The organism is Thermosynechococcus sp. GLH187 (assembly GCF_031583395.1).
Classification (GTDB): Bacteria; Cyanobacteriota; Cyanobacteriia; order Thermosynechococcales; family Thermosynechococcaceae; genus Thermosynechococcus.
The window spans coordinates 1,824,803-1,844,855 of the sequence record NZ_CP134175.1 but is presented as its reverse complement, the minus strand read 5'-3'; the positions used below and the strand labels follow the sequence as shown (position 1 = coordinate 1,844,855).

The window sequence follows — 20,053 nt, the reverse complement described above, 5'->3', positions numbered from 1 at the left end:
GCATCAGCCAGTGGATCGGTCAGATTCAGATTAAAAGAATAAGGAAACATTGGAATGGTGACTTGTCAGTTAGTGATCAATACCTTAGAAAACCGTCGAGAATCCCTTAAAAAATTTGCAGTAAAGACCCTGCAGCTGTTTGGTTCAGTGGCACGGGATGAAGCTCACGCTGAAAGTGATGTTGATTTGTTAGTAGAGTTTGAAAGGCCTGTTGGATTATTTACCTTCATTGAGTTAAAAGAATATCTGGAGGAAATCTTAAACTGTTCTGTTGATTTGGGCACACCCCAATCTTTACGGTCAACGCTTAGGGAGGAGGTATTAAAGGAGGCGATTCGTGCCTTCTAGGGAGCTACGAGAACGCCATAGTTTAGCTGTCATTGGATCTGACAATGTGGCACTGGCAAACCACTGACCTCGGGCGCTTTCTCACCTGCGATCTTTTGCAGGGGTTTCAGCATGGCTTCTTTACTCGCGATTGGCAAGGACAAGACCTCAGCACCCTCACCGCAGCCCTAGGCACGACAGCAACACCGCTACGAACCCAACAGGTGCATGGCGATCGCGTGGCTTTGGCAGCAGAAGTTTTAGCCCGTGATGAACGATTGGCAGCGGATGCCCTTGTGGCCACAGGGTCTGATCAAGCCCTCTGGGTGTGTAGTGCCGATTGTGTGCCGCTACTCATTGCCGATGTGGGCAGTGGACGGGTTGCGGCGATTCATGCGGGGTGGCGGGGGACAGCGATCCAAATCTCTAGGGCCACGCTCCAGCAGATGCAAGCATTCGGCAGTGATCTTGCCAATTTACGGATTGCCATGGGGCCTGCGATTCGCGGTGAGGTCTATCAAGTGGGGCTGAATGTGGCCCGTGCCTTGGCGCAGACCATTCTTGAGGGGGTGACGGAAACCACTGACCGCGATGATCTTTACCAGCGTCTCGCTGCCTTAGACCCAGAGATGATCTTTCTTGATCCAGACCCTGAGCGACTTCGGGTGGATGTGGCACGGGTGAATCGCTTGCAATTGCTGCAATTGGGGCTAAGGGACGAGCAAATTGCCCTGTCTCCCCACTGTACGTTTCGCGATGCTGAATGCTTTTTCTCCTATCGCCGTGAACACCTCAAGCAGGTGCAGTGGTCGGGAATTATTAGTCGATTAGTATGATTGGCGTTGCCACGGGAGAATCCATTGCCCGCGCTTGGGGCGATCGCCACTGCCAGCACCCCGACTTTCCTGCCCTAGTCTGTGTTCTTGGCTTTACGGAAACGGCATTGATTCCCGGAATCTCGGCAGCGGGTCAAACCCCCAGCGATCGCCGAACCACAGCCCTAGCGGATGGCGAGTTCCTGCTGCGAGGCATTCAACCCTACTACCGCTATCCGCTGCCACCCCTGACGGCGGGTGCGTCCCCTGCTCTAATTAGTCGTGCCCTCATTGAGGCCTTGGCGTTGCCCCTCTACGTCTTTGATGCGGGTTTACCTTTGCCGCGTCTGCCCGAGATGATTGACTTGGGGGGCGCTCCGGCGCGCTGCCTAACCACGGCTGAAGCGATGACAGCCCAAACTGTAGCGCAGCTCTGGGAACAGGGATGGTCTTGGGGAGCCAAGCTCAGCAGCCAATATCCGTGGCTGATCATTGCTGAATGTGTCGTGGGCGGCACAACCACTGCCCTTGCCCTCTGTGAAAGTTTGGGCATCCCCGCTCGCGATTGTGTAGGCAGTAGTCATCGCCAGAGTAACCATGCCCAAAAGTGGTCACTCGTGCAACAGGGGCTTGCCCATCTCCCTGCTAATGCGGATCCTTTCACTTGTGTAGCAGCGATTGGCGATCCAATGCAGGTGGTGGTGGCGGCTATGGCCCTGCGGGCAAGTCAAACCTGTGGTGTGTTGCTGGCGGGGGGGTCACAAATGATGGCGGTCTATGCCTTTGCGCGAGCGATCGCCCAGTGGCGTCAGCTTCCTTGGTGTCCCGCACAAATCGTGGTGGGCACAACCCGCTGGCTGATTGAAGATCAAACGGCTCAGATTCACCGCTTGGCAGAGCGTGTTCAGTGTCCACTCATTTACACGCAACTTGATTTCAGCGCATCCCGTCATCCTGCCCTGCGTGCCTATGAACAGGGGTTTGTCAAGGAAGGGGTTGGTGCGGGGGGGTGTGCCATTGCTGCCCATCTGCTGGCGGGCTGGAGCAATTCAGACATGGTGCATATTATTGACAGGTTGGGCGATCGCTGGTCTAAAGGGATGTGATCTTCTTTGAGAGCGACTTTCATTGGGGAAAAGGGGGAAGTTACTGGGGATTCAGCCACTCGATACTGCCCGGAAGCTGTCTTAGAATATCGGTTTCGACTAAGATGAGGCGATCGCTCCGCCCTGAGCGACGGTACACAGGATATTTGCCTTGATGTTTTTTTAGGGCCTCTGTAGGTTGGGTCACTTGAACGGCGAGATCGACATTCTTTTGCACAAACGCTATCAGTGCTGTGCGCTGCACCAAAATAAATGAGTTCAACGTTTGAAAGGCAATATAGTCTGAGTGACCGCCAAACAACCAGCCTTGATCACGTACCCCCTGCAATTCTATCCAAGTGTATTGATCTTGGGGCTGCGGGTCTTGGCGTTGAATTTTCTTGACTGCCTTGATGTCCACTTTCAGGGACTCATGCCCCTTAATCAACAAACAATCCCAGTGCTCATGAATATCAGCAGCTTCGCTCGCGTGGTGAACTTGGAATCCCTGCTTGCGGGCAAGCTCTAAGAAGGTGTCCTCTGCTTTGAGACCACGTTTGAGATTTTCGCCCTGACCGTCATACTGGTTGGGTTTCATGGCTCACTTTCGGTTCCTTCATCTCCTCTCAGCGGTTCACCCATCGCCAACTGACAGGCCGCAAGACTGGCACTGCTGTACATCTGCTCTAGGGTGGCCATTAACTGCGCCACTTCACTGGGAACCTCATGGGGAAAGGGGGGTAACACGGATAGCACCGCATGGGGTTGACCACTGGGGACAAGCACCACTAACTCTGGGGGTAGGGGCTGGCGATATTGGCAAAAGGGAGCATCGGTTTTCGGTGGCTCATAGAGGGGTGGGGGGGTGGGCACCATAGAGGGGGTAGTCGCCGTTGCCCGATAGTGGCGCAGGCGTTGGAGAATCTCCTCTTTGGTTTTGCCCCGCAACTGAAAGAGTAAAAAGGGGTCTTCGTTGAAGTATTGCCCCAGCAAGTAATAAACCGCGCCAATATGTTTGCAGGGATTGACGGGGTCAGGGCAATTGCAGCGGCTATGGATGTCGAACTTAGTAAAGGGAAATAAACTCAATCCAGCTTGGGTAAAGACTTCTTCAATACTGGGGGGCAGTTCTCCCGCTAGGAGCTTCGCGGCATAGAAGGCTTTTTGTGCCATGCCGTCAATGGCATATTGCCACTGCTCTTCACTAAAGGCATCCAAATGCAGTTTGACGTGATAGGGTTCGGGAGCCGTGCCTTGAACTTGGGCATGGACTTGGTTGCCCTTGAATTCCAAGGTGAGCACCCGTCCTTCACGGACATAATTGCGTGCCCGCTCTAGGCGTCGGCGCCAGCCAAAGGACTCTAGCACACCAATCCAGCGTTCACTCCACCAATGTTGACGCCCTTGAGCACTGTCGCGATCGCCCGCTGCTACCTCAACGACGGGTTCAGGGGCTACCGTTGTCGCTGTAACATCAAGGGTGGTGGGAGATGACTGCTGCTTTTGCTTTTGTTTCAGACTGGCCGCTTTGCGGGTAATTTTGAGAATCTGGGGCTGTTTCATGGGGCATATCCCACGGCTATTCTTTCTATCATAGGCGGCTGGCCTAGAGGATGAGGTCAATTTCCCAGGCCGTAATATCCCACGTTTGCAAAATATACTTGCCCTGATGCTGCCGAACCAGCCAAAGGTGGCGATCGCCCGTAAAGCCGAGGCCACAAATCTCCTGCTCACTTTCAGCCGTGCCGACAATTTCGCCGCTGTGGGTCACTAAGTTCAAACGATGGCGACCCGCCACCACATAGCCCCAGGGCGTAGCACAGAGAAATTGGGGACGAAACCGCAGCCCCAAGCGTTGAATCCGCCAAGGCCGCAAATGGAGGAGCATCAATAGAGGTTGCTGCGGATGATCTTCAAACGCTGCTAGTTGCCACGGCTGGTGATGGGCCGGGGTAAACAATGTCAGGTGGGCAGGCAGTTGGGTGTATAGCCGCCAGTGTCCGCGGCGGTCAAAGAGTTGAAAATGGGTGGTGGCATGCTCCGTCTCGGAATGTTGGGAACGACTGATGACCAAGCCATAACGACGATTGAGGAGGAGTGTATCCACAAAAGCTCGTCCCTGCCATCCACAGCGGAGAGTGCGCTGTCCTTGACCATTGAGCAGTTGGACATGAAGTGTTAATTCTCCTGCATCATCAATCTGCGTTTCTGCACACCAATAACCAGTGGCGTCAATGGCTAATCGGTTCAGAGTGGAGCGAAGATGACACTCTAGGGGAATGAGCCCGTCATGGATACAGAAAAGCTGCGGTGGCTGCCCTTGGATGCCCAGCCAAGCCCTCAATTCACCGCCATAGAGTTGAATCGGCAACGGTGGCAGCGGCCATTGGCCAATCACTTCAGGGTGAGATTCCTTGGCTTGCCAGGCCCACAGGCGATCGCCCACCACCCCATAGAACCTTGTGGCCGTACTAGCAACCTGTTGGGGCGGTATCGCTAAAGAATAGCCTTGGGGTTCCCCCAGCCAAACCGCCGCCGGTGACCTAGAGAACAACAACAGCTGCTCATGACGCTCTGCCGCGATCACCTCTAGGGCTAATTGCACCGCCATCGTCATTTCCGCTGCACTTTTATAGCGGCGCTGCGGTAATTTATCCAACGCTTTAGTAATAGTGCTCCGCACCAGAAAGGGCAAGCCTTCAGGAAGGGTATAGGGACGGCTAAGGTGGGCAGTCATGAGTTCAGCAGGTGTGCCGTGGAAGGGGCGATCGCCAACGATCATCTCGTACATGAGAATCCCCACTGCATAGAGATCCGAAGCGGGCATCGTCTGACCATAGAAACGCTCCGGCGCCATATAGGCAGGAGATCCCGTTTGACCGCTGCCCTTGACATCCTCAATGAGGCGTGCGACACCAAAATCGGACACCTTTGCCTGCCAGCCCGTAGCAGTCACCTCCAGCAGGATATTTTCCGGTTTGAGATCGCAGTGGAGAATGCCGCGATGATGGGCATAGGTCAAAGCTGCCAGCACATCCAGCGTAAGGCGCAAAGCGGTGGTCAGGGGTAAGGCCTGTTCTTGCTCTAGGAGCGATCGCAAGGTCCCCCCGGCACAATAATCCATTACCAAACTGCGGCTTACTTGGGAGCTATGGTGCACGCGAATATAGTCAATCGCCTGACAACCCACCACATGGGGATGCTGAAGCGTCAGGAGAAAATTCAACTCCCGCAAAAAGCCACGGGTCAGCAATTGCCGCTCGCTGAGCACCTTAATTGCCACCAGTTCACCCGACTCGCGATTGACCGCCAGATAAACTTGTCCGTACTGGCCTTGACCGGCTAGATCCACCAGCCGGTAACGGGAGGTTTGGGCAGCACGAGCCGTGGCCAACAAGGAGCCTCAACCATCAACGAAAAACATTTCTCAGAATGATTCGCAATTTTGCCCCTGTCAATGCAGGGTCAGCAGCAAAATGAATTGTCCCCTAGGAGAAGAGGATTTCTAAGGGTACCTCTTTATTGTCCTGTTCAATACTCCCCACTTCATGGATACGCTTGGCCAGATCCCGTGCCCGCTGATAACTGCTAATGTCCCCTTGTTCAAAGAAGAGCTTCGCCGCTGTGCGCAAATCCTCTACTGCTCCCTTGCGATCGCCCAAAGTTGAGCGCGCTACACCGCGATTGTGATAGGCCTTGGCATAGCTATCGTTAATTCGAATCGCTTCTGTGTAATCGAGAATTGCTGCTTCGGCATCCCCTAGACGCTGATGGGTCAGACCGCGATTGTAGTAGGCCTTGGCATGGCTGGGATCCACTTGGATCACTTGGGTATTTTTCTCGATTTCCCGCAAGCAATCCAGCACTTCCTCAATTTGTTTTTGCTCGGTGTCAAGAATGCGGGTGTAGTCGTGGAGATCCCGTGCCCCTTGGTTGAGTTGCATGACCTGTTTCTGCACATCCTCAAGGCGATCGCATACCTGACTCAGGGCCAAGGTAAGGCCGCCGACCTCTGACTGCTGCTGCCCTTGGGACGCCACCAATTCAGCAATTTTGGCCTCCTGTTGCTGCACAAAGGCTTGGAACTGGGCATCCAATTTTTTACGGCTCACTAAGTTTAAGCCCACCGCCAATGAGAGGGGCAAAGGAGCGATCGCTGTCAAAATGGCCTGTTGGGTCGCAGCCGCCGCCACCGACAACACAACCGTTAGCCCTGTTGCGCCCCATTCTAGGGGTGCTAGCCCCCTGCCCGATGGCGTGTCATGGGAATTCAAACTACGGTCTTCCATAAATGGTGCCTCCCTGAGGATGAAAATGAAGTGGTTGGTTAGGCATCCGACGTATTGGCGAGATATTGCCCCACCTGCACTTGGGTATCTTTCAGCTGGGTAATCATCGTGCGGGTAATGAGCTTGCCCGCTTCCACCAAGACGCGGCCATCGAGGGGGTGCAAAATATCCTGCTCAGCCCGCCGCCCAATCAAAGACTCAATATCTTCAACCGCGCTGACATACATCCCTGAGGGTAGCTCCACCACTACCCCCGGCCCCAGTACCCGTGCCTGACAGGCCAAGCGAGAGGTGGCATTTGCCGTTGTAATCACTTCAAGGGTGCGTTGCTCACGCTTACTGATCGGGGAGAGGCTCTCCATCCCCTCTTTGATATAGACATGGCAGGTGGCACACATCCCGCGCCCGCCACACTCCTTGAGCACGTGGAGTTCAGAGTCCAATAGAGCAGACAGCAAATTGTCATTGGTATTAATCGTGGTTTCCCGCGAGATGGGTTCAAGTTTGACAACTTTGGCCACTGCTCTTTTCTCCTTTTAATGACGCATCGAGAGTTACTTTAGGATCATACTCAAGCGGCTTGAGTGCGACATAGCCGCTCCATAATCGTGTCATGATCCTGTCCCTCTTGCAGCCAAGCCTTAGCCGGTTCGACCCGCTCCCGCAAGCCCAAGACAAAGAGGTTATTGGTTGCCCCTAGGGTTTCACAGGCAGTTTGCACACAGTGGAGATCGCGACCGGTCAATTGGCTAAAGAAGGACTCTAAAATCCCCGCCTCGGCAGCGCATTGGGGCTGACCCGTATTTTTGGGAGCCGCCGCCGCAAAGGGGGAGTCCCACGTTTTCACCACCAAAAAGCCCTGCTGGTAGAAGCTCACATCGAGATCAATCGTGCCCCAACCGTGGGTCTTCCAGCATTCCTTGAGACACTGGAGAAACTCCACCATTTCCATTTCCGCAAGGGGACGGCGATAGTACTCGCTGACCTCCTCGACAAATCGGCGATAAAAGTTCTTGCCCCACCAGCGACCACAGTTAAAGAGAACCACCCCACTGGCCTGTCCCACTTCCTGATCGAGGCCGGCATAGATGGCTTGGAGCAAAATATCGGGTAGGGCAATCAGACGGGCACCTTTGCGGTTTTCAATCAGACCTGTTTCAAAATCCCCCTGTACATAAGCATCGGCAGCGTAGTAATTGCCGAGGATGATGGGGTCTTTGACCAAATCAGCAACGGAGATCATAGGGCATCCTCATTCGTAGGCATAACAAGCACTTTCAGCAGACTTCCAACCCTAACCTAGGCGTGGACAGAGACCACCGCTGGCAGACCCACAAGGGTCGCTTGGGCGTGATCCAACAGCGGCAAAATCAAGTCCTGCTCAGCCTCGGTGAGCATTTCCTTGAGGCGGGCACTGAGAAGCTCGTGGCAACTGCTCCATAGAGTTTGGGTTTGGTGGGCGTTGACCACTTTCGTGAGCCACTCGAGGAGCCGATGCTGCAAAAACTCGGGGTTATTCAGGAGCATGGCCATGGCGGCATAGCGCAGTAGGGCGATCGCTTGACGCAACACTTGCTCAAGGGTTTGGGGATTTTCGGTGGGGTATTTCTTTTGCAGAGTGTCGGCTACAGGCTGGAAGATTTCAATTTCATGATCCCGCAGAAATTCATAGGTACTCAACCGCTGTTGCAGAGACTCGATGTGGTGGCGGAAGACTTTGATGTCCACATTGCTGAGGTAGTTTTCTTCGGCTTTGTAGTAGAGATTCATTAACTCCGTGTGCATAGGGATCTCCTAAAACAGGTTTGATAAGTCTGAGAGGGTGACTTCGGGTTCCATGGGGGCAGGGGGCGGGGGTTCCACTTTCCTCACTTGGGCAATCACGGGTTGGCCTGCCCAAGGAATACTGGCACAGAAGTCTTTGACCGACAGGCGCCAGAGGCACAGACTTGGCTCGAGGGAGATGGCTTGATCCGGACGGCCTTCCCAGTTGAGTTGGCGGAAGAAGGTTTCTACCGACCATGCAGCCCAAGGGAGGGTAGGGGCAGCAACGGGGGGAGCCGCCATTTCCTCCTCTAGGGGGGGTGAGATCGCAGGCAAGATGACCTCAATCCCTTCCCAGTTCATGTGACCAAAGAAGTCCTTGACGCGGTAGCTGGGCCATTCTGTGGGACTCGTGGGAGCGATCGCCCCTTTGACCTCAAGCCCCAGCCAATTGACCCGCTGCCAAAATTCTCCTACTTTCAGGGATTGCCAGTTGAGAACCAAGGTTTCTGCGATCGGCTGCTGGCGCACCAAGCCCAGCCAGTTCAGTTCCTCAAAGAATTCAGCAACGGCTTGCTGTTGCCAATTACCGTTTCGGTTTTTCATAGACCAGTTCTCCACTGCGGAGCCGTTTTTCAATATCTTTGGCGGAGGCTCCTTCGTTTTGCCAGAAGGCAGCGGCATCAATGCGATCTTGCTTGCCGAGCAGGAACTTGCAGTAGGTTTCTCCCATAGCGTAGCACTGGATTTCAATACAACTGAGTTCTTTTTGAATCAGGCCGCTAAAGAAACCGGCAAAGAGGCCTGCGTAGAGGTGGCACACGGGTCGGCCAACATCCCCCAAGGTACGCGCCACAACCGAATCAAAGATGTTGATAAACATGAAGCCGTGTTTTTGCTCACTGAGATCCACTTCCCAGTTACCCCAGCCTTGGGTTGTGTAGGGCCACCACCAAGCTTCGAGGACATAGGGAAGCCGCATTTGCTTGATCCCCTGCTCATAGCCATATTCGGTCGGGAACCATTTGGCAAAGAACTCGGCATCGCGGCGTCCCCATTCTTCACCAATTTTGTACATGACGACGCTGGAGGCAGGGCCAACTTCCTCTTCAAGGCCTTCAATGAGGCCAATGACGAAGTCTTCGGTGACGAGGAGGTTGCGGGCATTGTTCCAATCGGTGTAGGTACCGCGATCGCTATCGAATTCAAAGAAGTCCCAAAAGGCATAGTGATGGTGGCGTTTCGGGTATTTTTTGCGCAGGAGATGGTTAACACCATAGCGATCGCCAGTGGCGGCTTGGGGTCGGGAACTGGTCATGGTCATAGGGTGACTCCATCAAATAGCGTCAAGAATATCGACAAAGAGAATTGGGAACTCAAGTCAAAAAAGCATAGAAGCCATCATTCAGCAAAAAGCAATTCGATGAGAAACACATCATGGTTCAACACAAAACAACGAATTCCACCCTCCCCTGCCTCAGCATTGCTGCTGCTTAAATCATGACCGATCTATCTTTTCGGGGGCAGGTGTTCTTAATTGAATTTAGTAATCCTGTTACCACCCTTAATGTTTAATCTAGGGGGTTCATTTTGATGCTTTCCTCCGTAGGAATACGGATTTAGAGGAGTTGAATGTGCCTTAAAATGTGAAATCTTATGAAGACAGACACGCAGGCACTGACGTTTCAACAAAAAATTTATTGGTTAGTGAAGCAAATCCCCGTAGGACGTGTGGCCACCTATGGCCAAATTGCCGCCCTGTGTGGTTGGCCGCGTCATGCACGCTATGTGGGCTATGCCCTTTATCAAGTGGCACCGAATTCTGACATTCCATGGCATCGGGTGGTTAATGCCCAAGGCAAAATCTCCTACGCGCCCCAACGCCAAGGGACGGATGAGTTACAGCGCTGGCGCCTAGAGGCAGAGGGGATTATTTTTGAGGCGGGCGATCGCATTAACTTGAGGCGCTACCAGTGGCAACCGTCGGTTATAGTTGATGAGCTGTTGATCGCCACAGAAACCTCAGCGGTAGGGTAAGTCTCCTTGCAGTTTCGCTCACTATAAACCCGGTATCATAGTCCTTAGTGCCGCTGCACCTGTGAGTTTGCTATGACGGTTGCCTATTTTGACTGCCCTGCTGGGGTGGCAGGGGATATGTGTCTGGGTGCCCTCCTTGATCTGGGGGTTCCCCTCGACTATCTGCAAAGCCAACTGGCCAAGCTCGGGATTGCCGATGCGTTTGAGTTGACCACAGAAACGGTGCAGCGCAAGGGACAGCGGGGATTAAAAGCACAGGTGCATCTGCGCGATCGCCACTCCCATCACCATCGCCATTGGCCAGACATTGCAGAGCAAATCCGTGCCGCCCACCTCAGCGATCGCGCCCGTGACTGGAGCCTCAAGGTTTTTGAAGCCTTGGCCATTGCTGAGGGCGCCGTGCATGGCATTGAGCCAGAAAAAGTACATTTCCATGAAGTGGGAGCGGTAGATGCCCTCGTGGATATTGTCGGCACCTGCTTGGGGTTGGATTACCTCGATGTTAGTCACATTTACTGCTCGGCGCTACCCACTGGGGGCGGAACGGTCAAAGCGGCCCATGGTCAACTACCAGTCCCTGTTCCTGCGGTCTTACAACTGTGCCAAACCTACCAAGTGCCCCTCTATAGCAATGGCATTGCAAAAGAACTGGTCACGCCTACGGGAGCTGCCTTGGTTTGTGCCCTGAGTGAGGGCTTTGGGGCACCGCCAGCGATGACATTGAAACGGGTGGGCTTAGGCGCTGGGAGTCAAGAGTTGCCCCTACCGAATCTCTTGCGTCTCTGGTTGGGAACCCTGTCGAACTCAGCAGAAACAACTACGGCAAAAACCATTGTCGAACTGCAAACCCAACTGGATGACATGACACCCCAAGCCCTCAGCTATACTCTTGAACAACTTTATGCTGCTGGTGCGATTGAGGTCTTTTACCAACCCATTACGATGAAAAAGTCACGCTTGGGGGTGTTGCTCACGGTGTTGTGTCCCCCCAGTGCAGAGGCCGCCTGTGTCCAGACCCTCTTTCGCGAAACAACGACGCTGGGGCTGCGGCGGCAGGTACAGGAGCGCTATATCCTTGAACGCCAAATCAAAACCATCACAACATCATTTGGTGAAGTACGGGTGAAAGTAGCCGAACACCAAGGACAGCGGCTCAATGTCCAGCCCGAATACGAAGACTGTGCCGCCCTTGCCCGTCAGCATCAGCAACCTTGGCAGGTGGTCTATCAAGAGGCCTTGGCTGTGGCGCTGCCACTGTGGCTCCTAGGCTAGCTTGGGTTTAATAAAGACAATGGCCTGTTTCCAAATAATGGTGGGTTGATCGTAGTGATCGACAACGCACAGGCAATTGGCGTCCTGCCAGCGCACCTTACCAACCACGAGATCACTGGTGCTGAGCTTGACTTCAACCTCGGTGCTATCTTTAATGAAGGTCTGCAACTGGTGAATGCTGGGCAGTGCCGTATTGAATTCGTCGGTCATGGATTTCCCTCTCATACCTTTTCAATTTTATGAGCCTATCTTTTCAGAAGTATCAAGGGTTAGGAAACGACTTCCTCCTCATTGACAACCGCCATCAGGAAGAGCTGCTCTTAACCCCAGAACAAGCGCAACACTGGTGCGATCGCCACTTTGGCGTGGGCGCCGATGGCGTCATTTTTTTGCTGACAGGCACGGGGGATACCGACTACCGCATGCGGATGTACAATGCCGATGGCTCAGTGGCCGAAATGTGCGGTAATGGCATTCGCTGTTTGGCCAAGTTTATTTTTGCCCTTGAGGGTCGCTCCGCCGGCGAAATCGTGCGCTACCGCATTGACACCCTTGCCGGTCTCATTGTGCCAGAGGTACAAGCGGATGGTCAGGTAACGGTGGATATGGGCAAACCCCAACTCTTGGCGCAGCAGATTCCCACCACCTTGGCAGCCGCAGATCAAAAGGTGATTGATGTGCCCCTAATGGTGGGCGATCGCCCGTGGTTGGTGACGTGTGTGAGTATGGGAAATCCCCACTGTGTCACGTTTGTCGAGGATGTCGCTGCGGTTGATCTGGCAACCCTTGGCCCACAGTTTGAACATCACCCCGTTTTTCCCCAGCGTACCAATACTGAGTTTGTCCAAGTCCTAGGGAGCGATCGCCTGCGGATGCGCGTCTGGGAACGGGGAGCGGGCATGACCCTTGCCTGTGGAACGGGAGCCTGTGCCACTCTCGTCGCTGCCGTCTTGACCCATCGCCTGAGTCCTGTGGGCGATCAAGCCCAAGCCATGGTTGAACTGCCGGGGGGAGATCTCCATATTCGCTGGGATTTGCCTAGCCAACATTTGTATATGACCGGGCCTGCCCTCGCAGTCTTTAGCGGTACCTTGCCTTAGGTGAGTTATGACCCGTCGGCGACAACTGTGGTATTACCCTCTTTTTCAGATTCCCCTCATTCTTTTCATAGGCTGTGTCCTGCTGGCACTGCTCTTCTCACTGTTGAATTGGGGACGCCCTAGTGTCGCCGTTGTCCTCTCCCTTGATCTCAGCGGCAGTACGTTTGGCAATAATCCGTTGCAATTTAATCAACCCCAAACTGTAATGGCGCAGCAGGTGCTCGCTGCCAAGCTCTACTTGCAACGCAACCAACGGGAACTCACCACCCCCAACGAAGTCATGATCCACGGCTTTGGCCGCAATGTGGTGTTTCTGACGCCGCGGTTTGAGACCAATAGTGATCTGCTCCTCACCCAATTGGATCAAGCCCTCAATCGCAGTGACTTGCTTGCCCAAGTGGATCCCAGTGCCACCAATCTTTCGGGGGCGATCGCCATGGCCACCCAACAACTGCAACAGATCTCGAATCGCTGCCGCCAACTGCTCCTCATTACCGATGGGGAAGCCCCAGTAGATGCAGGCGTGGTGGCCAATGCCCGCCAACAACGAGTCAAAATCAACGCCATTGTTGTCGGTGATCATGCTCCGCAACTGGCCGCCGCTACCCAAGTCACAGGTGGGCAATACCGCTCTGCCCCCGTCGCCATTCTCGAAGAACTGGTGGGTCAAACCTTTTTTGAGGGCTTCAATAGCAACGCCCGCTGGCCAATCTTTTGGGGCGGAATGGCCGTCATTTGTTTTATGTGGCTCTTGGTCTTGCCCTTGGATCGCTGGGTGTTGCAGGGATGGTTGCATTTGCCGATGAATCTGGCGGGTCAAATTGCCTTGCTCAATGCCTTTTTCTGGACGGTGGCAATTCCCCTTATTCTCTGGCGATTTCCGGGCTGGCCCTTTGTACAGACCTGTTGAGGAGCAAGGATGAAGCGTCGCTGGTGGTTCTTGGTGTGCATGGTTGCCCTAGGATTGATGCTGGGCGGTACCCAAGGGAATTGGGAGTCCTTGGCAGGCACCGCAAACCTGACGCGCCAGAATATCCAACTGCCAGCAGCAGTGCATTATCCGTTGCCCCCCTCCCTCGCTGAGATTCCTAGGAAAGGTGAGGACTATTTTGATGAAGTCCAAGCGGTGGAAGTGGGCTATCTACTGTGGACAGAGTTCCCGGTCACCGTTGCAATTGAACCGCCGCCGTGGGATCCGAACCATGTGTGGCAAGCAGCGGCAGAACAGGCCGTAAAGGAGTGGTCCGCCTATTTGCCCTTAAAAATTGTGGATGCCAGCCTAGCGGCGAATATTCGCTTGCGCTCGCAGCGACCCACGGATCAAAATAACCGCCGCGCCCGCTTTGCTGAAACCAGCTACGAACTCTTTGTGGATAGCCAAGGGGTGCTGCGCCATCGCTGCCGTGTCGTGGTGCGTCCGACTCAAGCTGCCAAGTTTGTCCTTGCAGCGCTGCGCCACGAACTGGGTCATGCCCTCGGCATTTGGGGACATAGCCCCCTACCCACTGATGCCCTCTATTTTGCCCAAGTGGCGGATCCGCCCCCCATTTCACAGCGGGATGTGAATACCCTGCGGCGGGTCTATGAGCAGCCGACACGGTTGGGACAGCGGCTAGCGGAGTTGACCCCTCATGGATGACTTGATCCTTTGGGGCATCCTATTAACCCTAACGGCTCTGGGGCTATGGCTAGAGCATCGCTTTCGCTGGGCGGCACGCTTGGGGTCTTCGCTGATCATTTTGATCTTGGCGGCCATTTGTGCAAATTTGGGTCTTATTCCCCAACAATCGCCGGTCTATGACACGATCTACGGCACCATCACTTCGTTGGCGATCGTCTGGCTACTACTGCTGGTGAATTTACAGGATGTGCGGCGCTTGGGGCGATCGGCGCTGTTGGCCTTTGGCCTGGCCAGTTGTGGAACCTTGGTGGGCGCTCTCCTTGCAGGTGTGCTGTTCCATCGTTGGTTTTTGGGGGATACCCCCCGCTTGGCGGGCAGTTTGGCGGCTAGTTATATTGGCGGCAGCATTAACTTCGTGGGGGTTGGGCGTGCCCTCAACCTTTCGGATTTGCTCTTTAGTGCGGCCACGACGGCGGATAACCTGCTCACGGCAGTTTGGCTGGCGATAACCCTTACTCTACCCTCGCTATTAGCCCGTTTTTATCCTTCACGGGATGCAGAGGCAACTGTTAGAGTGATGCCGCTACCGACGACCTCAGCGATCGCTCCTGTGGATTTGGCCATTCTCCTCAGCTTGGCCATAGCTATCTTGGTCTTGTCAACGGCACTGCATCAGTTTTGGCCGCTGATTCCCACCATTGTCTGGCTCACCACCCTCAGCTTGGCGCTGGCGCAATTCAAATGGATGCGCTACCTGCGGGGCACGGGCGCTTTGGGAATGTTTGGCCTGAATCTTTTTTTTACGGTGATTGGTGCCGGTACCCATGTGCCCTCGCTCATTCCGGTGGGACTGGAAATGATTCTCTTTACCACCATGATTGTGTTTACCCACGGTCTTGTCACCTTCGGCCTTGGGGCACTCCTGAAGTTGGATGTGGAACTGCTTGCCCTTGCCTCCCAGGCAGCTGTTGGCGGACCAACCACAGCCGTTGCCCAAGCCACGGGTCGGCATCAACCCCAGTTAATGGGGGTCGGGATTACCTTGGGACTGCTTGGCTATGCGATCGCCAGCTATTTGGGACTGGCGCTTGCCCAAGTTCTTGGCTGGATGGGTTTAGGGTAAACTAACCAGAACAAATAAACTCAATTCCAAGCGGGTCAAAAGGGCTTGCAGTTGTTGCCGTGCCACCCTTGGTTCAATGGGTTCTAGGGTGAGGGGGTCGAGGGGAGCCAAGCGTTGATAGCGATCGCACAGCTCTGGAAAGGGAAGGGGCTGATCAAACAAGGGCAGCAGTGTTGCCAATCCCAGCGGATCCACATAGACCGACGTGGGACTAGAAAAGGACATAAATGTGCCCAAGTCTACAATCATGCGGTCATTGAGATACCCTAGCCATTTTTCCTTGATTGCCTCAGTGCGCAGTTGCGGATGGAGATAAATCGTACTTTGATCCCACTGCTCCTCAGACCATTCCCCTAAGTCGGGTACCGCGGCACGGGGTTGCGGACTACACCAAAAATCCAAGAGGCGATGCACGGGATGCAAAAGTTCATACATCTCCAATTGCACTGCCTGGGGCACATCGGGCAAGCTCAGCGCTAAAAAGGTGGGCAGGTTCTCTGGGTCTTTGAAGAGATCCACCAGATTCCAGTGGCGCCAGTTAACCATGGAAATGAATTCCAGACCCGCTGCTTCTAGGTATTGAAAGAGTTGGGGAATCGTGCTGCCCTTATCGCCCACCAGTAAATGATTCGCCAAGAGGGTCTCATTACTCTCCTCCTTCTCATAGTGCGGGTTCCAAGCGCGAACCTTCAGATCGACACCATCCTTGAGTTCTTTCATGATCTCGCGGACAATGTCCATTTCCATTTCTTCGGGGTTGTCGTCCATCAAGCCCATCAGCTTAAAGAGGTTTTGGGCACGAAAGTAGGGGAAGCGTTGCAGCGCACTGTGGAGATTGGCGCGCAAGATACCATCGGGCTTAAGGACACTTTTGAGGGCATTGAGGCCTGCGACGGGGTCAGGCAGCAGATACAACACCTCATCGCAATTGATGTAGTCAAACTGCTCGCCCCAACTGGGCAAATCCAAAATGGAGCGCGCCTCAAAGTAAACGTTGTCAAAGTGATGGAACTTGAGTCGCTCTGCCGCTAACTTCACAGACTCAGGGGATAGATCAATACCGACAATTTCCGCGCCGGGGTTGGCGATCGCCAGCACTAAGGACTTATAGCCAGTGCCACACCCGGCATCGAGAATCCGCTTGCCCTTGGTCTCTGGTACCCGATGATCCCGCACATAAAAGGCGGTCACCAAATCGTGGACAAAGAGAACATTCGGCTCATCCTTGGGAGTTTTGTCAATGGCAACACGGGGATAGGGACCATAGTCAAACTGGCGGCGAATTTTCTCTAGATCATCCGTAGCAGCCATCTATTTCTCCCAAGTGGTTCGTTTCTCTGTCAAATTCATCCTACAGAATGACGGCGCTGGAGATAATTGCGCAGAAAGTTTTAACGCCCTCTGGGGAATTGACGATCGCTCGGTAGGGGTAGCAGGAGACCGGCCATAAACCGCAGCACCAGACGTTTGAAGGGGGCAACAGTTCGCAACAGCCACAAGCCCCAGCGGCGCACCCCCACCAAAGGCCACCACGCATTGGAAAAAAGCCGATTGAGTAGGTCGGTAAATCCAAGGGTTAGGGCATTTTGCCACCAGCGTTGACGGTGAAATTGGATCAAGGACGGGCGATCGCCCAGTCTCTCACAAGGTGTAGCGAGAATTTGTTGCGCCAGTGCCCACACATCCCGCAGGCCTAAATTTAGCCCTTGCCCTCCCACTGGATGACAGCGATGGGCGGCATCGCCAATAACCACAAAGCGATCGGCCACATAGGAATTCACTTGCATTAATTGGGTTGGAAAGACAAAGCGATCGCTCACCCCCGTAATCTCCGCCATCTGCGGGTCAAGATAGGGCTGAAGTTTCGCTAGAAAAGCGCGATCTTCGAGGGCAGCAACGGCTTCCGCCTCTGGGTGGGGCAGTGTCCAAACCACTCGATAGCGATTCCCTGCTAGGGGGAGCACCCCCATGGGGCCTGTTGGCCAAAAGCGTTCATAGGCGATCACGGGTCGGGGATGGGCAACATCGAGGGTAGCAACCACACAGGACTGACCATATTGCCATCCCTTGGGTTCAATACCCATCTGCTGCCGCAGGGGAGACTTGCCACCATCTGCTGCCACCACTAAACGCGCTGCCAAGTGAGCCACCTTGGGTGCGGCCGGGTCACCAGAAATGAGCGTCAACTGAGCGCGATCGCCCTTCACTTCATTGGCCACCACCCGCCACGGACAATAGAACGTCACATTGCCAACAGACTGTAGAACGCTCTGAAGGGTCTCGGCGATCGCTGCATGTTCACCGACATAGCCAATGGCCGCTGTGCCCAAATCCTCAGGATAAAAGCGAACGGTCAAGGGGCAATGGCCATCGGAGAGTTGCACCACCTCAAAGGGCTGCACATGGGGCATCAGCTGATCCCACACCCCTATCCCCTCAAAGAAGTAGCGGGACACTTGGTGCAGAGCATAGGCTTGGCCTTTGGTGTTTTCCCGCGCGTAGGGTGTTGCTTCGATGAGAGCGATCGCTAGGCCACTATGGCGTAGGGCGCAGGCCAAGCTCAGACCCACAATCCCCGCACCGACAATCGCCACATCCACGGCGGGCAATTCTTGGCCAGAAGCAACCAGCGATTGTTCTGAGGGGGCAAAGGCCGATGTCATCACCATTTTGATTTGGGCACAAAAAACACTTGCTCCCTCATTCTAAGGAATTTAAAAGATTGCAGAAAAGGGATGGTAATGGCAGACTAAAGGCAGAGCAATGAGTGTATGACTTTCCCTATGACCCCAGAGGCTGAGATTCCGCGCTTGCTTGATCTGATGCCGGCGTCGGCACGGATGCGCTGTAAGTTGGTTTCTCGACCACAACAAAGCAAAGTGTTGCGCTATCAGCCCGCTCTTCCTTGGGGCGATCGCCCGATTGAAATTAACTTTCGCCTGTGGCAGCATCTCGATACCCCAGAGCGCGATCTTTTATTGCTGCGGGCAGTGGCGTGGTTTAACACCACGGGTTTGATCAAACTTGACCTCTACCAAGGACTCACGGTGGCAGGCTTGCTGGGTACAGTCTTACAAGTTATCCAAGCAGATCCTGTCGGCATTTTGGTAGCCGGGGGGCTAACCACCTTTGCTGGCCTTCAAGTGTGGCAAAATACGCGGGGCATTCCCGTGGAAGTGGCGGCCGATCGCCAAGCCCTGCAATTGGCTCAACGGCGTGGCTACAGTGAACAAGAGGCTGCCAAAGCCCTTCTTTCAGGCATTGCTCAGGTAGCAGAGTTAGAGCGGCGTCCTATTCTTGATGTCACTGAACTCATTCGCTGCCAAAATCTACGCCAGTTGGCGGGTGAATCTGAGGTCAAAGTCCCTGTTTAGACCCCCTGAAGACTTTGCCAGTACAAAAAGCCGGCCTGTGCCACCCCAATCAAAAAGCCAAGAATGCCCCCCAAGCGGACAATGGCTTGCAACTCACTGCGAACAATGCCCTGAATGGCTAGTTCCAGATTTTCTGGCGAGGTGGCCTTGACCCGCTCCACAATCACCCGATCCAAATCCAAAATCGGAATCGCCCGCTCAATAATCAGTTCCATATCCCGTTCCAGATAGCGATCGAGCACTAGAGCCAATTCATCGCTGACCACTTCCAGCGAGGCACCCAGACTGGCTGAATCCCGCAGTCGCCGCAAAATACTCAGGGAAATCGTTTCCCACTCCACCGTTTGACTGAGCGTTTCAACGACACTAAAGCCCTGCTCCTGGATATAGCTGCGCACTGTCTGCCGAAACAGTTGCCGTAGCTCCCGCACCGTACCGAGGGGCAAACTTTGTAGGGTGATATTTTGCAGCGCTTCCACCAAGCGTTGCCGCAGTGCCAATGCCGTGATTAATTCTCCAAGGCGGCGGTTACAAGCTTCGCGTTCATTGAGACAATACTCCCGCAGGCGAATTAACGTATTGCGCACCCCCACCAGATTAGCCACCACCCAGTAGGTGCCACTGGTGTTTTGCCGCAGTTCTTGATCGAGGACATTAATCGTGCGATCGGTGAGAAAGTCAATAATCGCCAGTCGCAGGCGATCGGGGGGCAACATGACCGACAGCAGCCAATCTGCCAGTTTTTCCGCCTGCTCATCACTCAGTTGCAGCTCCACTAATACCTGATCAAAGAGTTGATTCAGTTGTGGTTCCAGAAAATCTTCCCGCCGCGACCACACTTTAATCAAACGGGGTAGGGCACTGCCAAAAAAATCCCGTAGAATATTGGCCAAAACTTGGGCCGATCGCTGTTCACTTTGAGCCTGAATTTGGCTCAGACTTGTTTGTAGGAGCCAATGGATGACCGCCTTCACTCGTTCCACTTGCAACAGACGCCGCGCTAAGTTTTGCAGCTCCTCTGGCGTCAGGAGAGAACCCAGAATGGCATCAGCAATGCGACGAGCCAGCCGCTCCTGATTGCGGGGAATCAGACCGGGGGTAAAGGGGAGTGGCTTGCCGCCGACATAAATAGGCTTGTAGGGGCGAAAGAGCATGGTAATGGCTAAATCATTCGTAAAGTAGCCGATGACGCCCCCCGCCAACGGTGGTACGAGCAATGTCCAATAGCTGATATTGGCCAATCCTG

General features: G+C 54.2%; 23 protein-coding genes. 10 read left to right on the top strand and 13 right to left on the bottom strand.

The genetic code is table 11. The features are described from left to right. Positions 1-54 precede the first annotated feature (54 nt). Genes RHI63_RS09040 through cobT form a run of 3 tightly spaced genes read left to right on the top strand, consistent with a single transcriptional unit; the run spans position 55 to position 2,248 of the window. On the top strand, positions 55-348 hold the full coding sequence (locus RHI63_RS09040; protein ID WP_206199887.1) for a nucleotidyltransferase family protein: 294 nt from the start codon (positions 55-57) through the stop codon (positions 346-348). A gap of 44 nt (positions 349-392) precedes the next feature. Then, positions 393-1,163, top strand: coding sequence for a peptidoglycan editing factor PgeF (gene pgeF, locus RHI63_RS09035; RefSeq protein WP_206199886.1), 771 nt, complete (start codon positions 393-395; stop codon positions 1,161-1,163). Then, on the top strand, positions 1,160-2,248 hold the full coding sequence (cobT, locus tag RHI63_RS09030; protein ID WP_206199885.1) for a nicotinate mononucleotide-dependent phosphoribosyltransferase CobT: 1,089 nt from the start codon (positions 1,160-1,162) through the stop codon (positions 2,246-2,248). The genes pgeF and cobT overlap by 4 nt, the downstream gene beginning before the upstream one ends. A 40-nt stretch (positions 2,249-2,288) precedes the next feature. Here the strand turns inward: cobT and RHI63_RS09025 are convergent, their stop codons facing one another. The 9 genes from RHI63_RS09025 to RHI63_RS08985 form a co-directional block, all read right to left on the bottom strand. Beyond that, positions 2,289-2,825, bottom strand: a complete 537-nt coding sequence (locus RHI63_RS09025) for a hypothetical protein (protein WP_206199884.1) — start codon at positions 2,823-2,825, stop codon at positions 2,289-2,291. Further along, positions 2,822-3,790 carry a metal-binding protein gene (locus RHI63_RS09020; RefSeq protein WP_225901545.1) on the bottom strand — a complete coding sequence of 323 codons (969 nt, stop codon included), beginning with the start codon at positions 3,788-3,790 and terminating at the stop codon, positions 2,822-2,824. Before RHI63_RS09020 ends, RHI63_RS09025 begins: the two co-directional genes overlap by 4 nt. 43 nt (positions 3,791-3,833) lie before the next feature. Next, on the bottom strand, positions 3,834-5,621 hold the full coding sequence (locus RHI63_RS09015) for a serine/threonine-protein kinase (protein WP_310821503.1): 1,788 nt from the start codon (positions 5,619-5,621) through the stop codon (positions 3,834-3,836). A 94-nt stretch (positions 5,622-5,715) separates the two neighbouring features. Next, positions 5,716-6,516, bottom strand: coding sequence for a tetratricopeptide repeat protein (locus RHI63_RS09010; protein WP_206199882.1), 801 nt, complete (start codon positions 6,514-6,516; stop codon positions 5,716-5,718). A gap of 38 nt (positions 6,517-6,554) precedes the next feature. After that, the gene (locus RHI63_RS09005) at positions 6,555-7,037 is read right to left on the bottom strand and encodes a 2Fe-2S iron-sulfur cluster-binding protein (RefSeq protein WP_206199881.1); all 483 of its coding nucleotides are present in this window, start codon (positions 7,035-7,037) and stop codon (positions 6,555-6,557) included. Positions 7,038-7,087: 50 nt separating this feature from the next. Next, on the bottom strand, positions 7,088-7,759 hold the full coding sequence (locus tag RHI63_RS09000) for a V4R domain-containing protein (protein WP_206199880.1): 672 nt from the start codon (positions 7,757-7,759) through the stop codon (positions 7,088-7,090). Between the two features lie 56 nt (positions 7,760-7,815). Next, a complete protein-coding gene (locus RHI63_RS08995) occupies positions 7,816-8,301 on the bottom strand; it encodes a phycobilisome protein (protein ID WP_206199879.1) in 486 nt (161 codons plus the stop codon). A gap of 9 nt (positions 8,302-8,310) precedes the next feature. Beyond that, entirely contained in the window at positions 8,311-8,886 is a 576-nt protein-coding gene (locus RHI63_RS08990) for a hypothetical protein (RefSeq protein ID WP_310744478.1), read from the bottom strand. Further along, positions 8,867-9,604, bottom strand: a complete 738-nt coding sequence (locus RHI63_RS08985; protein WP_206199877.1) for a V4R domain-containing protein — start codon at positions 9,602-9,604, stop codon at positions 8,867-8,869. Before RHI63_RS08985 ends, RHI63_RS08990 begins: the two co-directional genes overlap by 20 nt. 332 nt (positions 9,605-9,936) lie before the next feature. Here RHI63_RS08985 and RHI63_RS08980 point away from each other — a divergent pair, with 332 nt between their 5' ends. Together RHI63_RS08980 and larC are read left to right on the top strand one after the other, a co-directional pair. Further along, positions 9,937-10,317, top strand: a complete 381-nt coding sequence (locus RHI63_RS08980; RefSeq protein WP_149818723.1) for an MGMT family protein — start codon at positions 9,937-9,939, stop codon at positions 10,315-10,317. Positions 10,318-10,389: 72 nt separating this feature from the next. Continuing rightward, complete coding sequence (gene larC / locus RHI63_RS08975) at positions 10,390-11,589, top strand: nickel pincer cofactor biosynthesis protein LarC (RefSeq protein WP_310742928.1); 1,200 nt, start codon at positions 10,390-10,392, stop codon at positions 11,587-11,589. Here the strand turns inward: larC and RHI63_RS08970 are convergent. After that, entirely contained in the window at positions 11,581-11,799 is a 219-nt protein-coding gene (locus RHI63_RS08970; RefSeq protein WP_206199875.1) for an Hfq-related RNA-binding protein, read from the bottom strand. The two genes, larC and RHI63_RS08970, sit on opposite strands and share 9 nt — an antisense overlap. A 29-nt stretch (positions 11,800-11,828) precedes the next feature. On the opposite strand from RHI63_RS08970, the gene dapF reads away from it, so the two are divergent. Genes dapF through RHI63_RS08950 form a run of 4 tightly spaced genes read left to right on the top strand, consistent with a single transcriptional unit; the run spans position 11,829 to position 15,433 of the window. Continuing rightward, positions 11,829-12,689: a diaminopimelate epimerase gene (gene dapF / locus RHI63_RS08965; protein ID WP_310744476.1), complete on the top strand. Its 861-nt coding sequence runs from the start codon at positions 11,829-11,831 to the stop codon at positions 12,687-12,689. A 7-nt stretch (positions 12,690-12,696) separates the two neighbouring features. Continuing rightward, complete coding sequence (locus tag RHI63_RS08960; RefSeq protein WP_310744475.1) at positions 12,697-13,599, top strand: VWA domain-containing protein; 903 nt, start codon at positions 12,697-12,699, stop codon at positions 13,597-13,599. Positions 13,600-13,608: 9 nt separating this feature from the next. After that, complete coding sequence (locus tag RHI63_RS08955) at positions 13,609-14,328, top strand: peptidase (protein WP_310744474.1); 720 nt, start codon at positions 13,609-13,611, stop codon at positions 14,326-14,328. Beyond that, complete coding sequence (locus tag RHI63_RS08950) at positions 14,321-15,433, top strand: DUF819 family protein (protein ID WP_310744473.1); 1,113 nt, start codon at positions 14,321-14,323, stop codon at positions 15,431-15,433. Before RHI63_RS08955 ends, RHI63_RS08950 begins: the two co-directional genes overlap by 8 nt. On the opposite strand, the gene RHI63_RS08945 is transcribed toward RHI63_RS08950, so the two are convergent. Both RHI63_RS08945 and RHI63_RS08940 read right to left on the bottom strand, forming a co-directional pair. Next, a complete protein-coding gene (locus RHI63_RS08945) occupies positions 15,425-16,744 on the bottom strand; it encodes a class I SAM-dependent methyltransferase (protein WP_310821502.1) in 1,320 nt (439 codons plus the stop codon). The two genes, RHI63_RS08950 and RHI63_RS08945, sit on opposite strands and share 9 nt — an antisense overlap. Positions 16,745-16,824: 80 nt before the next feature. After that, positions 16,825-18,102: an FAD-dependent hydroxylase gene (locus tag RHI63_RS08940; RefSeq protein WP_310828260.1), complete on the bottom strand. Its 1,278-nt coding sequence runs from the start codon at positions 18,100-18,102 to the stop codon at positions 16,825-16,827. Positions 18,103-18,216: 114 nt separating this feature from the next. On the opposite strand from RHI63_RS08940, the gene RHI63_RS08935 reads away from it, so the two are divergent. After that, on the top strand, positions 18,217-18,807 hold the full coding sequence (locus tag RHI63_RS08935; RefSeq protein WP_310828259.1) for a DUF3318 domain-containing protein: 591 nt from the start codon (positions 18,217-18,219) through the stop codon (positions 18,805-18,807). On the opposite strand, the gene RHI63_RS08930 is transcribed toward RHI63_RS08935, so the two are convergent. Next, entirely contained in the window at positions 18,804-19,961 is a 1,158-nt protein-coding gene (locus tag RHI63_RS08930; RefSeq protein WP_310743548.1) for a DUF445 family protein, read from the bottom strand. The two genes, RHI63_RS08935 and RHI63_RS08930, sit on opposite strands and share 4 nt — an antisense overlap. Positions 19,962-20,053 lie beyond the last annotated feature (92 nt).

Coding starts and splice junctions, on each gene's coding strand:
- RHI63_RS09040 (WP_206199887.1), top strand. CDS start 55: ATGGTGACTTGTCAGTTAGTGATCAATACCTTAGAAAACCGTCGAGAA.
- pgeF (WP_206199886.1), top strand. CDS start 393: ATGTGGCACTGGCAAACCACTGACCTCGGGCGCTTTCTCACCTGCGAT.
- cobT (WP_206199885.1), top strand. CDS start 1,160: ATGATTGGCGTTGCCACGGGAGAATCCATTGCCCGCGCTTGGGGCGAT.
- RHI63_RS09025 (WP_206199884.1), bottom strand. CDS start 2,825: ATGAAACCCAACCAGTATGACGGTCAGGGCGAAAATCTCAAACGTGGT.
- RHI63_RS09020 (WP_225901545.1), bottom strand. CDS start 3,790: ATGAAACAGCCCCAGATTCTCAAAATTACCCGCAAAGCGGCCAGTCTG.
- RHI63_RS09010 (WP_206199882.1), bottom strand. CDS start 6,516: ATGGAAGACCGTAGTTTGAATTCCCATGACACGCCATCGGGCAGGGGG.
- RHI63_RS09000 (WP_206199880.1), bottom strand. CDS start 7,759: ATGATCTCCGTTGCTGATTTGGTCAAAGACCCCATCATCCTCGGCAAT.
- RHI63_RS08995 (WP_206199879.1), bottom strand. CDS start 8,301: ATGCACACGGAGTTAATGAATCTCTACTACAAAGCCGAAGAAAACTAC.
- RHI63_RS08990 (WP_310744478.1), bottom strand. CDS start 8,886: ATGAAAAACCGAAACGGTAATTGGCAACAGCAAGCCGTTGCTGAATTC.
- RHI63_RS08985 (WP_206199877.1), bottom strand. CDS start 9,604: ATGACCATGACCAGTTCCCGACCCCAAGCCGCCACTGGCGATCGCTAT.
- RHI63_RS08980 (WP_149818723.1), top strand. CDS start 9,937: ATGAAGACAGACACGCAGGCACTGACGTTTCAACAAAAAATTTATTGG.
- larC (WP_310742928.1), top strand. CDS start 10,390: ATGACGGTTGCCTATTTTGACTGCCCTGCTGGGGTGGCAGGGGATATG.
- RHI63_RS08970 (WP_206199875.1), bottom strand. CDS start 11,799: ATGACCGACGAATTCAATACGGCACTGCCCAGCATTCACCAGTTGCAG.
- dapF (WP_310744476.1), top strand. CDS start 11,829: ATGAGCCTATCTTTTCAGAAGTATCAAGGGTTAGGAAACGACTTCCTC.
- RHI63_RS08960 (WP_310744475.1), top strand. CDS start 12,697: ATGACCCGTCGGCGACAACTGTGGTATTACCCTCTTTTTCAGATTCCC.
- RHI63_RS08955 (WP_310744474.1), top strand. CDS start 13,609: ATGAAGCGTCGCTGGTGGTTCTTGGTGTGCATGGTTGCCCTAGGATTG.
- RHI63_RS08950 (WP_310744473.1), top strand. CDS start 14,321: ATGGATGACTTGATCCTTTGGGGCATCCTATTAACCCTAACGGCTCTG.
- RHI63_RS08945 (WP_310821502.1), bottom strand. CDS start 16,744: ATGGCTGCTACGGATGATCTAGAGAAAATTCGCCGCCAGTTTGACTAT.
- RHI63_RS08940 (WP_310828260.1), bottom strand. CDS start 18,102: ATGGTGATGACATCGGCCTTTGCCCCCTCAGAACAATCGCTGGTTGCT.
- RHI63_RS08935 (WP_310828259.1), top strand. CDS start 18,217: ATGACCCCAGAGGCTGAGATTCCGCGCTTGCTTGATCTGATGCCGGCG.
- RHI63_RS08930 (WP_310743548.1), bottom strand. CDS start 19,961: ATGCTCTTTCGCCCCTACAAGCCTATTTATGTCGGCGGCAAGCCACTC.